This is a genomic window from Poriferisphaera sp. WC338 (genome assembly GCF_050931845.1).
Classification (GTDB): Bacteria; Planctomycetota; Phycisphaerae; order Phycisphaerales; family Phycisphaeraceae; genus Poriferisphaera.
Map to the genome: position 1 here is coordinate 2,208,394 of NZ_CP194516.1, position 14,702 is coordinate 2,223,095.

Genomic DNA, 14,702 nt, shown 5'->3' on the forward strand with positions numbered 1-14,702 from the left:
GCTCAATCATGGTAGAAAAACTCCTTATGATCACCGGTGACTTTGGTGAAGACTACGAAATCATGGCTCCCCTCACCGTCTTAAAAACAGTGGGCTTTGAAGTGCACGTTGGCTGCCCAGAAAAAAAGAAAGGGGATACCGTTGCCTCCTGCGTTCACGACATCAACGACAAGTACCAAACCGTCACAGAATGGGAAGGACATCGCATCAACCTCAACGTGACGCTGGATAAAATCAAACCAGAGGACTACGTGGGCTTGATTTTGCCCGGCGGAAGATCCTGTGAATACCTGCGCACCTATCCCGTCGTAAGGCAACTGACCTCACATTTTGTTACACAAAACAAACCGATCGCTTCTATATGTCGCGGTGTGCAAATCCTCATCGCAACAGGCCTAATGAGAGATCGTCACCTAACAGGCAACTTCGTTTGTGAAACAGAAGTTGAGATAGCTGGCGGCCATTTCGAAAAACTGGATCACCAAGGCGTTGTCGTCGACAACAATATCGTTTCCGCCGTCGAATGGCACGGCATGTGGGCATGGATGCGAGCATTCCTTAAAGCTCTTGATGTCGAAATCATCATCAAAGATCGTTCTGCTGAACATGTGATGTAGATCGCGTTGCATAAGAACTCGATTTTCTTTGACAAAAATAAAGTCGACACTTACATTGCCATCAATCACAATAAATCTTTTCGGCGTACAAAGGAATAATCATCAACACGAGATTCAATATGCAAAACCGTCCCAATCTCTTCATGCTACTGCTCGTTGCCATCGCAGTTCTTTCAATCATCTCACCGCTTCGAGCACAGGCTCCCGATTCTCCCGCCATCAACATCATCCCCAAACCCAACAAGATCATCCTCGGCCAAGGCGTCACAGCCATCAATACCGACACCCAACTCTTCATTGATGCACCCGCCGTCACTCCCGAACTCACCGCCGTCGCCGATCAATACCGCGCCACCCTCTCCCCCGCCACCGGCTTCAAATTGCCACTCGCCGATAAACAACCCGCAAGCAACGCCATCGTCCTCAAGCTCATCACCGATGACACACTCGGCGACGAAGGCTACACCCTCACTACCACCACCGAAAACATCACCGTCGCCGCCCAGACAACTCACGGTCTTTTCTATGGCTTACAAACCCTTCGCCAACTCCTACCCGCCGGCATTTATAGGCCATACATTCACAAGAAAAAAGTGAAAGTCGACGGCAAAACCAAATGGGTGCCCGTCGACATCAAGTGGACCGTCCCCACCGTGCAAATCACCGACAAACCCCGCTTCACTTGGCGCGGTTTGCACCTCGATGAAGGCCGCCACTTCTTCGGCAAAACCTACGTCAAGCGTCTGCTCGACATCATGGCCGCACACAAACTCAACCGCTTCCACTGGCACCTCACCGAAGACCAGGGCTGGCGCATCGAGATCAAAAAATATCCCAAGCTCACCGAGATCGGCAGCCGCCGCGATCAAACCCCCATCCCCCACATGCGCAAGTATGGCGACGGCAAACCTTACGGCCCGTACTTCTACACACAAGATGAAATCCGCGAAGTCGTCGCCTACGCGCAAAAACTGCACATCACCATCGTGCCCGAAATCGAAATGCCCGGCCACTCCTCCGCCGCCATCTCCGCCTACCCTTGGCTCGGCAACAACCCCGACGTGCAACACCCCGTCCGTTGGAGATGGGGCATCGCACGTGAGATCCTCAGCCCCGACGAGCGCACCTTCACCTTCCTCGAAGACGTGCTCTACGAAGTCATGCAGCTCTTCCCCGGCGAGTACATCCACATCGGCGGCGACGAAGCCCCCAAACACGAATGGAAAGCCAGCAAGCTCGCCCAAGAAGTCATCAAACGTGAAGGCCTCAAAGACGAACACGAACTGCAAAGCTGGTTCATTCGCCGGATCGAAAAATACCTGAACGCCAACGGCCGCCGCCTGATCGGTTGGGATGAAATCCTCGAAGGCGGACTCGCACCCAACGCCACCGTCATGAGTTGGCGTGGCGAGAAAGGCGGGATCGCCGCAGCAAAAGCCGGACATGATGTCGTCATGACCCCAAACAATTTTTGCTACCTCGACCACTATCAATCCACCGACAAGCTCTCCGAGCCGCCCGCCATCGGTAACAACACTCCGCTCCGCGAAACCTATGGCTACGACCCCATCCCCCCCGTCCTCACCGAAGACCAAGCCAAACATATCCTCGGCGTGCAAGGCAATGTCTGGACCGAATATATCCCCTCCTCATGGCAGGCTGAGTACATGACCTGGCCGCGTGGCATGGCCATCGCCGAAACCGCATGGAGCGCCCCCGGCAAAAACTACAACGACTTCCTCAGCCGCCTCCAGCCTCACCTTAAACGCTTCGACATGATCTCGCTACGATACCGTCCGCTCCGTGAAGACGACCTTAAGCCCGTCGAGTAAAGTACATCATCACGCATAGTCACACTACAGCCCGATCATCCATCAGGGGTGTTTTATTTTATGCTAAGATATGGGATTGCTTTGCCTGTGCTTATCCTCATCCGTAAGCGAGGCCATCATGAAAAAAGTCGGCATCATCCGCTGCCAACAAACCGAACACCTCTGCCCCGGCACCGCGGACTTCAAAGCCGCCAAAGCAGGTAAATTCAAATTTGAACCCTTCGGCCCATGCGAAGTCATTGGCTTTGTCAGTTGCGGTGGCTGCCCAGGCAAACAAGCTGTCGCTCGCTCCGCTGAAATGGTCAAACGCGGCACCGAAGTCATCTTCATGGCCACCTGCATCTGCAAAGGCACGCCCATCGGCTTCGCATGTCCGCACTGGGAAGCCATGCGTAACGCGATTGAAAAGAAGCTCGGCCCAAACACCCCCCTTGTCATTGGAACCCACCCCGCACCGGACGACAAGAAGGAATAAGCGAGCAAGCGAAGAATATAACTCTCGCACATCCATCTCGCCCAGTTTATGATCCTCATACACCGCGATAAGGACATCAACATGGGCTACAACTTATACATCTGCCGCACCGAATCCTGGCTTGATGCTGAAAATGACCCCATCACCTTTGATGAATGGAGAATCTGTATCGAAGACGATCCTGAGATGCGACTCGATAGCGAAGCATCCGTGCATATCGAAAGTGAAGACATCACATTCAGTACCACCGATCCATCCATAGCCGTTTGGACCACCTACAGCCAGCACGAAGAAGATGGCAACAAAGCTTGGGTGTGGCTGGATGAAGGTGCTATCGTCGCAAAGAATCCTGATTCTGAAGTAAGACAGAAGATGTTTCGCATAGCCTCGGCTTTGCAGGCCAATCTGATTGGTGAAGAGAACGAATGCTACGATCAGGACGGCAACGAGATTCTTCCAGAACCACCGTCTAAAAAGCCAGGACTTCTTCGCCGCTTATTCGGCAGATAGCGTAAAGATCATCAATGCACAAAAACCTGCGGTACATGTCGCAGGTTTTTTATATTGCTAATGTGAATTGTGAAGCGCGATTACGCCAACCGCTTCGTCGCCACTGTACCTTCCTTGGTGGTCTTCACATCGTAGCCAAGATCGATGAGTTTATCGCGAATCGAATCGGCGGCGGCGTAGTCTTTATTTGCACGCGCCTCATCAAGCTGCTTGCACAGCACCTCTGCTTCATCATGACCACTCGTCGCCGCAACATCATCTTTCAGCAACACGCCCAACACATGGTCCAACTTCTTCAGCACCGCCAACGATTCCGCCGGTCCAGATGAATGCTCCGCAGGATCATGGATAAACTCAAACACTACCGCCAGCGCGCCGGACATATTCAAATCATCCGCCAGGTTCTCAAGGAATCGCTTCACCACCGGATGATCGTTCTCAACTGGAGTAACTTCATCACCTGCCTGAGCAGCAAAGTTTGCGGCTGCGCCGCGGATTTTCTGCACCGCAGAAGCCGCATCTTCGATGCCCTTCATCGTGAAGTTCATGTTCGAACGATAGTGCGCTTTGAAAAGCTCGTACCGGATCACGACCGGGTCGATCCCTTTGTCGGTGAGGTCACGGATCGTGTAGAAGTTGCCTTTGGACTTGGACATCTTCTTGCCTTCAACCAGCAGGAACCGTGTGTGCAACCAGTGTTTGGCAAATTGTGCATGGCCGGTCGAGCCGCACGATTGCGCGATCTCACATTCATGGTGCGGGAAGATGTTGTCTTCGCCGCCGGTGTGGATGTCGATCACGTCTTGTTTCAAAACCGAACGCGCCATCGCCGAGCATTCAATATGCCAGCCCGGATACCCCACGCCCCACGGCGAGTCCCATTTCATCTTGTGCGTGGTATCCGGCTTCCACAGCAAAAAATCACCCGGGTGACGCTTGGCCGCCTGATGCGAATCTTCCACTCGCCCGCCCGCGCCGCCGCGAAGTTTCTCCAGCGTGTTACCCGACAGCTTGCCATAAGCCGGGAACGATTCCACTGAAAAATACACCGCGCCATCGTCAGCAACATACGCATGTTCGTTGGCGATGAGCTTCTCAATCATCGGGATCATGGCCGACTGCACAAAGGCCGTCGCATGAGGCATATGCGTATCATGCTCAGTCGCAATCTTCAGCCCCAGCTTCTTCGCATCATCCAAAAAAGCATCCGTAAAGTATGCGGCAATCTGATAAGGATCGTCTGGATTTTCTACTGGCGCGGCTCCCGACTTCTTTGCTTCTTTCAATCGCGTTGCTGCCGCTTCCATCTTGTCTTCGCCCCCACCATCGGCAAGATTGTCTTCCGTCATGTGCCCCACATCAGTGATGTTCATCACCTGCGAAACATCATAGCCAGCCAACTCCAAGAACCGCCGCAAAATATCGGCAAACACAAACGCACGAAAATTTCCGATATGCGCATAGTCATAAACTGTTGGGCCACAGTTGTACATATAAACATTTCGGCCATCAATCGGTTGAAAAGGTTCAACCGCATGCGATAGCGTATTATAAAAATTAATCTTCAGCGGCTTATCCGGGGTATCGGTCATGATTTTAAAACTTCACTCGCGGGTCATTTATTCAGGTCCGTTCCGGCAGATATTCTACATATCCTGCGGGTTCGTGTTGGAGATGAGTTTTTCCAGCTTCACACGGGTAACTTTTGTCCGTTCCGCCTCGGTAATGATAAACCGTACCCCCTGATGCTCGAACTGCTCACCAACCGTTGGAATGTGTCCCAACGTCGCAAACACAAACCCACCCAATGTGTCGTAATCCTCATTCTCTGGCAACTCCAGTGACAATTCATCATTCAAGTCATCGATCCGAATCCGCGCATCCGCATCCGTCGCATGCTCAGATAGCCGCGTCAATTGCTCCGGCTCCTCTTGCTGCTCATATTCGTCCTGAATCTCACCCACGATCTCTTCAAGAATATCTTCAATCGTGATGATCCCCGCTGTACCGCCGTACTCATCTACAACAATCGCAAGGTGAACCTTCCTGGCCTTGAACTCCGTCAGCAATTCATCAACCGACTTGGATTCCGGTATCAGTAGTGGATCGCGCAACACCGATCGCAAATCAAACGGCTCAGGAATGCTCTGCCCCACAAGCGGGATCAAATCCTTCGCGTACAAAATCCCAACAATGTTATCGAGATTCTCCTCATAGATCGGGATACGTGAATGACCAAACGCGATCACATCCTGCTTTACCTTTTCGATCGGCGAATCAATCGCAATCCCATGCACATCCGTCCGCGGCGTCATGATCTCGCCCGCATCCGTATTGGGTAGTTCAAATACCGCCTCAAGCATGTCCTTCTGTTCTTCGTCCACCGTGTCTGCTTCTTCGTGCTGCTCGACCGCCGACAAAACGTCATCCGAAATATCAGATTCCGTGGGAATGTCCGCTCCGGAAATACGACGAATCACCGGATCAAAAAATGACAGTGGATAAATGATCGGCATCAGTAAGATGCGACACCCGCGCAACACTGGCAATGACCACGACAATAGCCATTCCGGCTGATACCGCGCCCATGAATATGGAATCGCCACCGAAAAAATCGTAATCAGCAGCCCGCCAAACACAAACGCATACACATCCGCTAAGAACATGTCGCCGCTCAGTCCGATCTGAAAAATCTCCAACGTCGCTAGGAAGATAATGATCGTAAACGCTGTACGTAGAACACCTGCGAGTAAACTCAATTGCGGCAACTGCTCACTCAAGCCCTCAAGCCGCGCGGACTTACCACGTGCTTCTAAAAAATCCGCCAGCTTCCGACGAGAAAATGTTTTTAACGCCACTTGGCAAGCAGCAAAGTAGCAACCAAGTATTGACCCAACAATGGCGATGATGATCGCAATATTCAACGGTGGTTCTCTCAATGCCTCGAGTTTGAAATTCGCTGAGTCATCCGATTCTCAGACAGGCGGTTTCCGCAGCGAGGAAAACGGGTCGCCTTTTTTATATACGCTCAAACCGGCCGCGCCAGACGCAACCGGCAAGCCAATCTTATCTATGTCGGACCATCCGTACACTCATCACGATGAAAGACCGCACCGATCCCAATCTCTTTCAAAATCCGATCTTCTTCTGCGTGCATAGCCTTGAAAGCCTGCGGATTATGATCATCATGACCAAGTAAATGCATCAAACCATGCACCGCATAAAGCAACACCTCGTGTCGTGCAGGTATGTTTCGCTTGGAGGCTTGGCGGGCCGCTTCATCCAAGCAAATTACAATGTCCCCCTCAACCGGCTCAGATAAATCGTCACGATTATCAAAAGTCAGCACATCCGTTGTACCCGGTATGTTCTTATACTGTTCATGCATCACCGACATTTCTTCATCTGCCACAAACACCAGACAGATATTTGCCTGTGAAACTTCAGAGGCAGCCACAGCGAGCGTAAAACAATCGTCAACCCACCCTGTAAGCGGCAACTGGGGATCGGCGTAATCGCCCGTATTAAAAATAATGTCGAGTTGAAGCGCATCGCAACTCAAAGGGTCGGGGTCGTCCGATTGAAGGGGGTCCGGGGATTCCGGAGATGGCGAGTCATCTGCCTCATTTTGATGGGTATCGTTCTTCGTGTTCATCATCGTGTTTGCCTGAAATCTAAGCCTGATAATGATAGCTCAAAGCTGAGATTAGGGAAAGAGTCCGCCTCCCCCTATTCTACGTTGCCCCGTCCCTGGCTATGAGGCACTATCGACCGCTCAACTCAATGAGGACGAGGAATTTTCCGGGCGGTCAGGCCGATTATTTTCCTGCCATGTCCGTCCTAGGTGCGCCAGATCATGGCACAACTCACGAATCCGCAACTCAACATTCGGCTGTGGATGACCTGCTTCGTGAAAGCCCTGATCCGTCGTGTAGACAAACCGCGGCACGATCAAACAATGAAAATCCAACATCAATGAATTCGCCAACGACATCAGCGACATGTACGAACCATGCCCACCTGCAGCTGCCAAAAAACCCACCACTTTGTCCGTCCAGACCCGCCCTGTGAGTTCGATAAGATTCTTCGCCGCGGCATTGGCGTAGTAATTGTATACCGGCACCGCCAAGAGTACGGCATCCGCTGCGTCAATATGGGACTTCATCTTCGCTACATTCGGATGCATATACGCCTCACCCCCATCACATAACGGCAGCTCATATTCACGCAAATTCACCGTCTCCACATCCGCTCCATGTTCAGCAGTCAATAACTCAGCCGCATGCGTCGCTAGGCGCGCCGAACGAGAATCAGGATTCAGTGAACAACGAATAATCAAAACACGCATGAGGGTCATTCCTGTGCAAACAATTTGGTTTCCCACTCAGCTTTGCCGATAGCATAGAGGTTGTGGATGCGGCGCAACAACAAGCGGGGGTCGCAGCTCATCGCGAAGGCAAAGCACAAGCGGTGCCAATGCGACCATAACGGTTGGGAACCTGCAGTATGATTCTATCACGTCAGTTCGCTCAGTGGTGTGTCATGGTACCGGTTGGGGTTATCACGCTGTTTGGCTGCGCCAGCGGGCGAGATGTCCAGAATCATAAAGAACTCGAAGGCGACGCACCCCGCTTCAACACCGAGCCTGACTATGGGCACACCAGCCATAACTATACAGTACCCACCTTCCAAATCTTCGCTCATATGCCAGATGTAGATACGACACCTCCTCCAACATTACCCACACCCCAACTTGCACAAAATACTACCTCATCCACCCATAACCCCGTCGACATCATTGACCATTCAGCACCCGCTCCTAAAGAAACTAGCAAACCAGCAGGCCAACCTCTAACACCAACCGCGCCTCGCGGCTCCATCGTCCTTCGTGAAATAAGAAATTTCCAACACGCTCTCCATTCCTACCATAATCCACAAACCCAAGAAACAAACCTACCTGCAACACCAATCCAACACACAACCAATGCTCCACGCGGCCTACAAGTGCTTCAAGAACTCAAGAACGAAGAAGCACCACTACTCAACGAAAACGAATCTACTCCGCCACAAATCACTGCGAGCCCGCAGCTCCCCATCACCCGCGGCCAGCAAGTTCTCCATGAACTCCGCATGCCCCCTTCAGAATCCAACGCACAAACAGAAGCTATTGCAAGCGACAACACCAATCTTGAAAAATCCGCTGCCGCCACTGCACAAAAATTTGATACGGAAGCTGTCCAGCAAATGGCCACTGAAGAGCCCAGCATCTATTTTGATGAAACCCCAGTCCCTATACCCGAACTCGAAGAAGACGATGTTGTCACCAAAAAACTCACCAAATCCCTCGGCTCAGATTTCGCTGGCGATACTTCCGGCACCAAAGTTCTCTGGCCGGAGAATCAAACACCAAACATGAAAAGCCTCAACCGCGCTAACTGGCAACGCCAAACTTTCTCACCCATCGACGGCAGAACCACGCACTACTCAACTTATCGTTTCGGTGACATCCCTCTTGGCAAAGATAAAGCTGACCTTCTCGATAACCCTTCTGTTGAAGGGCAAATGTCTGAAGCATTGTCAGGCTACGAAGCTGGTGAATGGGATCGTGAAAACAGACGGCATCTCGTACTGGATCCATTTCGTGATGCATTCAATGTAGCCGCACTCCCCTTCCGTATGCTTTTCGTGGGGCCATTCAAAAAAATCAAAAGCCCTTACGAGCCTTTCGAAGACGACCTTAGCGAAAAAGGCTGGTAACACCGTCTAATAGCAGAAACACCTTGATAAAAAAAGAGCCATATCAAACGGCTCTTTGTTCAGTTTTGTTTTCACAAATCACTTATTCATTCACCGGCTTGCGGATCCCGCAGAAGCACCTGAACACCTGGCTCTAGTCCTTCCTTGATCTCTACAAACGTTTCGCTCGATCGCCCAATCTTTACATTCTGCTTCGTCACACCGCCACGCTTGACGTATACAAAATGTTCTTTGCCTTCTGAATAAACAGCTTGAATCGGAACCGCAATCGCGTCCTCAACCCTGCCAACCACAATCTCCCCCGAACAACGCATCGACGGTTTCAAACCGTCCGCTTGCTCTTCCGGAAGAGCAACTTTCACCTTGTACTCACGCAAATTTCGGTTCATCCATCCGCCATCCTCAGCCATCACCGCAATCGTTTGAACTGTCCCCACCAGTATCTCGCCCGGCATCGCATCAATCGTCACGTTCACCGTTTGTCCCGCTTTAACCTGCGGCACCATCGCCTCGTGCACAAGTATCGTCGCAATCATCTGCGAAGTATCAGGCAACACAATCAACGTCTCATTAAAACGAATCTGCTTGCCTTGCTTAATCGGATCCTGTCGCCGCCAGCTTGGTCCCACCGATGAAGCATATACCACCAGCCCATCCTGCGGTGCTACCACTTTCGTTCGCGATAGCTGCTCTTGTTGTTCACGCAATGTCGTTTCACGAATCTTCAGCCGTCGAACCTTGCTCGTTTGATCTGCTTTCATCCGCGCCAACGTGTTCTCGTTCTTTGCAATCGTACTCTTCAAGTCCGCAACGGCTTGCGACTCCGCAGATTCTTTATCCATCAGATCTTTCGGATATGTATATTTTTCATAAATATCAATATCCTGTACCGCAGTTTCCAACGCCGCGGTCGCTTCGATCATCTTGATCCAATCATCATCTTTCTCGTTCTCAGAAATAAACTTCTCTTCGTACAACTCAATGCTGCTTTCATAATTACGCTTTGCCAGCTTGAGCTTCCGTTCAGCAGTTTCCTTGGCCAGTTTCAGCGAACGACGTTGCTTCGGATCATCACCATCCTGCCACTTCTTAAAGTCAAGTCGCGCCTTATCGACTTTTACCTCCGCTGTTTTCTGTGAACTTATCGCGTTATTTTTCTCAATCTCTAGATTACGATCGACGGTAATCTTGTCTGCCCTCGCTGTTTCAACACTTAATGTTTCTTGGTCAATTTTCTCTTCAATCGCCTTGCTTTCCAGCGTAAACAACAAATCCCCCCTCTTCACCGCAGTCCCTTCATCCACAATCTGCACGATCGCAACATTACTCTTTACCAGCGATTTCACTTCGATCTGATTCTTCGCTTCAAGCTCGCCCGTTGCCACAACAGTCAGATTGAATGATCGCTTTTCTACATCGAACCACTCACTATCCTGACGATTGACCACCGCAGTATTACCTGCATCTTCACTTTTCCCTTGCACACTGCTACCTGAAGAAAGCCAAACAATCGCCACCGTCAAGCACAGCACCACAACCGATACAAGTACTGCCGGCTTAATAAACCCGCGAACCATGATGCCAGTCATTTTATTATCCATATTCATTTCATATTCCAGTGCATTACAATCTCAACGCATCAAGTTCATTCAACCATGCTCTGCAGACACAGGTTCACCATTTTCCTGCGGCGCTTCTGCCGCTGGATCACTAACAATACCTGCGTCGTCTAGTACCAACCGTCCTGGCGATTCCCAACGACCATCAGCCGCCACACGCATCTGCCCTGTCGTCAATAGAAAGTTCAAGATGCTTGTCCGCAATGATGTCAATGCACGGTCCCGACGATTTTCTGCATCACTCAATGATTCAAGCGCTTCGATCACGTCACGCGGACCAAGTGTTCTTTCTCGCAGCTTCACACTAATCAATCGACGCTCAGAAATCTTTACGTTACTTTCTTGAATCCGCAAATTAAACCGTGCCTGTTCAATATCTCGGATTGCATTACGCACCTCAAGCGCAATCCGATCACGCTGCAATTTGTAATTTCGCTGCGCTCGATCAAACCGAATCAATGATGCCCGCACATTCGATCGCTCGATTTTTCGATCCAATGGCAAATCCAACTCAGCGCCCACTGAATACCGTGACGCGCCAGCATCAATTGCTAACCCCGCACGATCTCGATCTGGATCTGTTACCAGATCCAAAGACCCCGACAAATCCAGACTCGGCAGCAAACCGTTCTTCGCCACATTCACCGCTCGCCGTGCATCATCAACCTGATCAAATTGTGTCTGCAAATCAAGTCGATAGTCATACGCAGCCTGTACCGCAAGTGTGCTATCCAAAAACGGTTCCGGCACCACCACATCCAACCGGTCAATCACAAGATTCTCAATCGTTGGCATCCCGATATCAATCTTAAACCTGTCTAGCGCGAGAGCATACGCATCAATTGCCGATTGAAGGTTCGATTGACCAAACAATACCTGTGCCTGGGCGCGTTCATATTCAAAGTACGGCTCACGCCCTGTCTCCGACAGCCGATCAAAACGATCCGCCAACCGCTGCAAATTCACAAGCTGCCGCCGCTCAGTCTCAATCTGTTTCTGCCTCAGCAGCAAATCAAAATACGTCGTGCATAGATCCACCAAAAACTGTCTGCGGAACCGTTCAAACTCACGCACTGAATAAACCAGATCACGTTCCGCTTGAATGAGTGACTCACGGGCCGACACTCCTGCCCCCCTAAGCAACGGTAAATTAAACGACACTCCAATCGAAGCGTTCTGTGTTGAGTGCGGATCAGTCGAAGATGAATTCCGTCTCAGATAATTCACATAGTTCACCAATGCCCGAACTGAGATATCTCCGCCGTATGGCAACCGCTGTGTTACACGTAACTCATTTACCACCGAACCCACTAGATCATGGTCCCCACTCTCCGGCACGCCATCCAACTTGGCATTTACTGTATCGAAAAAACGTGGTCCCCAGAGATGTCGCTCCGAAATCAGCGACAATGTCTGCAGATACAGGTCTTCCTTCTGACTCCGATACTCCGGCGAATGCCTCAGAGCATACCCAATGATGTCTTCCAAATTCAGGTGTACCACCATCACATCATCAAGCACAGGATCTGCCCCCACCACCATCTCATCATCCGGAGATGTCTGCGCAAGATTAGCATTCTTCACCGGCAAATCTTTCGCCACCGGATTGTGCGTCTTCGGCGTCAGTGCTGTCGTCGACTTCCGAAACCGCGCCAAATCATCATCTGCCGCCTCAAGCGGTGCCGTCACGGATGTTTCACCAAGTGTTTTTTTCTGTTGTTCACGGATGATGCGCTGCGCATCCCAATCGATATCCGCAAATGGAGATTTGCTGGCGCACGCACCAACAAGCACGCACACAAACGTGATCAATAGGCATATAGCAATTCGGTTGCGATTCAAGGTCTACCTCAATGATGAGTGGCCATCACCCCAGGCTAGTAAGGTGCTTGGTTTACCAGTTTTCGTTTTCTTGACAGCCCCAATGTCCGATCAACGTACAGAATAACCTATTCTGAGAGTATGACGTAGCAGATTGCCCCTTATTTCAGTCATTTAGACAAGAAATAATCGCCATCCCCACTCCTCAGCAATGTACCGGCACTCCCAGCAATGTTCACATACAATAAAATTACGCCACTGTTTTAGTCGCAATAGTCCCACAGCTACTGACAGACTGACCGAACCTCAACACAAACCAAGGGAATCCACCATGTCAGAATCCACCGGCCAGCACCGCCAACAAGCTCAAGGCCATACCGCCAACTGCGCCATCCTCACCGTCAGCGACACCCGCACCCCTGACACCGACGCCTCCGGCAAGCATCTCATGTCACTCCTCCAAAATACTGGCCATCACACCGCTGAATACGCCATTGTCAAAGACGATGCTAACGATATCGAAGATCAACTCCTTGCTTGGCTCGACACCAAGCGGCAGGGCAAACAAATTAACGCCATCCTTACGACCGGCGGAACCGGCATCGCAAGACGCGACACCACCGTTGAAATCGTCTCCCGCATGATCGACAAAGAACTTGACGGCTTCGGCGAGATCTTCCGCATGCTCTCCTATCAGGAAATCGGCGCTGCTGCCATGCTCTCCCGTGCCGTCGCAGGATTGCTCTCCTCCGGTGGACAAGAAACATTCATCTTCACCATGCCTGGCTCCAAACATGCTGTCGACCTAGCCATGCAAAAACTGATCCTCCCCGAACTCTCCCATCTCATCTGGGAACGCAAACGCTAAACATTTCACCACACATCTAACCTAAAACATCTCGCATCCCCTACCCCATTCACTTATCATCAAATACATGCAGCAGCATGAATTAGAAGTTCCGGCCCTCCTCAACAGTGATCCCGAAAAACCACAATCTTTACTGAAAAGACAATTCAGCCCGTGGTATCGCTCCGTCCCCTCAATGCTCATGATATCACCGCTTCTCGTGATCATTACATACATTCTCTTAGCGGTGATAACCGAGCTCATTCTTCAGAATGACTACATGTCTCGCAGAAGACACGCGATCGAATACATGTTCAGTATCTTACTACTTGTCAGCTTTAGCGCCTTCATCATCGGCTCGTTGCTCAGAAGTTTCCTCACACCATACTTCGCCTCGACAGACGACTCGCTCATCGTCAAAGGCACTCCCCGCAAGTTCACAAAAAACCATATCCGCGTAACGCAATACATCGGCATCACTAGCATCAGCATTAGCGTGATCATTTTTCTAAGCGCCTACTTCCAAAGAAAAAACCACGCATCCTGGCGAGACATCAACCCCATGATCTACGCCGCCGTCATCTTTCTTATCGTCGGCTTCATCTGGATCATCGCCTGCATCCCATGCCGCCGTTTCCTCGAAAAACGCTTCCGCCAAACCTTTGCCAAACGCAGGCTCTGCTTCGACTGCGGCTACGACCTCCGCGGCAACCCGCACGCCACCACCTGCCCAGAGTGCGGCTTGCCCTGCGCAATCACCGATGACATCAAGACACCCGCTACCATAACTTCCACATCCGAATAACATCCTCCTTCTCCCCATATTGGAGCAACACGAAACTTTCGCCTAAAATACTTCGCCTATGAGTGAAACAAACAGCACAAAGAAACAGACTCTCGAAATTGTCGAACCTATCGGCAAGCGTGTCCTTATCCGCAAAGATCAGGACAAAAAAACCACTAAGTCCGGCATCCATCTGCCCGACAAGATTGAAATCCCGACACTCACCGGCCGCGTCGTCGCTGTCTCCGCCGAAATCTCTTCAGACATCAACTATCCCATCGAGCAATACGACAAGGTCCTCTTCAACCCGAAGGAAGCGATCCCCGTTGATTTTGAGGGTGATAACCGCCTGTTTGTCGTGCCCGTCGAGAATGTCGTGGCCGTCTTCCGCAAACAATAATCCTTCTGTCGAATGTATCTCCCGAACGCTCTCGATAACA

The 14,702-nt window shown here is 51.0% G+C and carries 14 protein-coding genes; 8 read left to right on the forward strand and 6 right to left on the reverse strand.

Annotated features, from left to right (window positions below; translation table 11 throughout):
* Window positions 1–8 precede the first annotated feature (8 nt).
* The 4 genes from ACQ6WK_RS09080 (at window position 9) to ACQ6WK_RS09095 (ending at window position 3,434) form a co-directional block, all read left to right on the forward strand.
* Complete coding sequence (locus ACQ6WK_RS09080) at window positions 9–617, forward strand: DJ-1/PfpI family protein (RefSeq protein WP_432797064.1); 609 nt, start codon at window positions 9–11, stop codon at window positions 615–617.
* Window positions 618–736: 119 nt separating this feature from the next.
* Window positions 737–2,449 (forward strand): beta-N-acetylhexosaminidase, encoded by a 1,713-nt coding sequence (locus ACQ6WK_RS09085; RefSeq protein ID WP_432797065.1) that lies wholly within the window; start codon window positions 737–739, stop codon window positions 2,447–2,449.
* A 118-nt stretch (window positions 2,450–2,567) separates the two neighbouring features.
* On the forward strand, window positions 2,568–2,924 hold the full coding sequence (locus ACQ6WK_RS09090; protein WP_432797066.1) for a CGGC domain-containing protein: 357 nt from the start codon (window positions 2,568–2,570) through the stop codon (window positions 2,922–2,924).
* 81 nt (window positions 2,925–3,005) lie between these two features.
* A complete protein-coding gene (locus tag ACQ6WK_RS09095; RefSeq protein ID WP_432797067.1) occupies window positions 3,006–3,434 on the forward strand; it encodes a hypothetical protein in 429 nt (142 codons plus the stop codon).
* 80 nt (window positions 3,435–3,514) lie between these two features.
* Here the strand turns inward: ACQ6WK_RS09095 and cysS are convergent, their stop codons facing one another.
* The 4 genes from cysS to ACQ6WK_RS09115 all read right to left on the reverse strand — a co-directional run bounded on the left by cysS (window position 3,515) and on the right by ACQ6WK_RS09115 (window position 7,782).
* A complete protein-coding gene (cysS, locus tag ACQ6WK_RS09100; protein WP_432797068.1) occupies window positions 3,515–5,026 on the reverse strand; it encodes a cysteine--tRNA ligase in 1,512 nt (503 codons plus the stop codon).
* Between the two features lie 54 nt (window positions 5,027–5,080).
* On the reverse strand, window positions 5,081–6,358 hold the full coding sequence (locus ACQ6WK_RS09105; RefSeq protein WP_432797069.1) for a hemolysin family protein: 1,278 nt from the start codon (window positions 6,356–6,358) through the stop codon (window positions 5,081–5,083).
* A 146-nt stretch (window positions 6,359–6,504) separates the two neighbouring features.
* Window positions 6,505–7,092, reverse strand: a complete 588-nt coding sequence (gene ybeY / locus ACQ6WK_RS09110; RefSeq protein ID WP_432797070.1) for an rRNA maturation RNase YbeY — start codon at window positions 7,090–7,092, stop codon at window positions 6,505–6,507.
* 117 nt (window positions 7,093–7,209) lie between these two features.
* Complete coding sequence (locus ACQ6WK_RS09115; RefSeq protein WP_432797071.1) at window positions 7,210–7,782, reverse strand: NADPH-dependent FMN reductase; 573 nt, start codon at window positions 7,780–7,782, stop codon at window positions 7,210–7,212.
* Window positions 7,783–7,940: 158 nt separating this feature from the next.
* On the opposite strand from ACQ6WK_RS09115, the gene ACQ6WK_RS09120 reads away from it, so the two are divergent.
* On the forward strand, window positions 7,941–9,191 hold the full coding sequence (locus ACQ6WK_RS09120; RefSeq protein ID WP_432797072.1) for a hypothetical protein: 1,251 nt from the start codon (window positions 7,941–7,943) through the stop codon (window positions 9,189–9,191).
* 86 nt (window positions 9,192–9,277) lie between these two features.
* Here the strand turns inward: ACQ6WK_RS09120 and ACQ6WK_RS09125 are convergent, their stop codons facing one another.
* Window positions 9,278–10,792: an efflux RND transporter periplasmic adaptor subunit gene (locus ACQ6WK_RS09125; protein ID WP_432797073.1), complete on the reverse strand. Its 1,515-nt coding sequence runs from the start codon at window positions 10,790–10,792 to the stop codon at window positions 9,278–9,280.
* 48 nt (window positions 10,793–10,840) lie between these two features.
* Window positions 10,841–12,652 carry a TolC family protein gene (locus tag ACQ6WK_RS09130; protein ID WP_432797074.1) on the reverse strand — a complete coding sequence of 604 codons (1,812 nt, stop codon included), beginning with the start codon at window positions 12,650–12,652 and terminating at the stop codon, window positions 10,841–10,843.
* Between the two features lie 310 nt (window positions 12,653–12,962).
* Between ACQ6WK_RS09130 and ACQ6WK_RS09135 the strand changes: the two genes are divergently transcribed.
* The 3 genes from ACQ6WK_RS09135 to ACQ6WK_RS09145 all read left to right on the forward strand — a co-directional run bounded on the left by ACQ6WK_RS09135 (window position 12,963) and on the right by ACQ6WK_RS09145 (window position 14,662).
* Entirely contained in the window at window positions 12,963–13,499 is a 537-nt protein-coding gene (locus ACQ6WK_RS09135) for a MogA/MoaB family molybdenum cofactor biosynthesis protein (protein ID WP_432797075.1), read from the forward strand.
* Window positions 13,500–13,758: 259 nt separating this feature from the next.
* Complete coding sequence (locus ACQ6WK_RS09140) at window positions 13,759–14,283, forward strand: hypothetical protein (RefSeq protein WP_432797076.1); 525 nt, start codon at window positions 13,759–13,761, stop codon at window positions 14,281–14,283.
* A gap of 58 nt (window positions 14,284–14,341) precedes the next feature.
* Entirely contained in the window at window positions 14,342–14,662 is a 321-nt protein-coding gene (locus ACQ6WK_RS09145) for a co-chaperone GroES (RefSeq protein ID WP_432797077.1), read from the forward strand.
* Window positions 14,663–14,702: the final 40 nt, after the last annotated feature.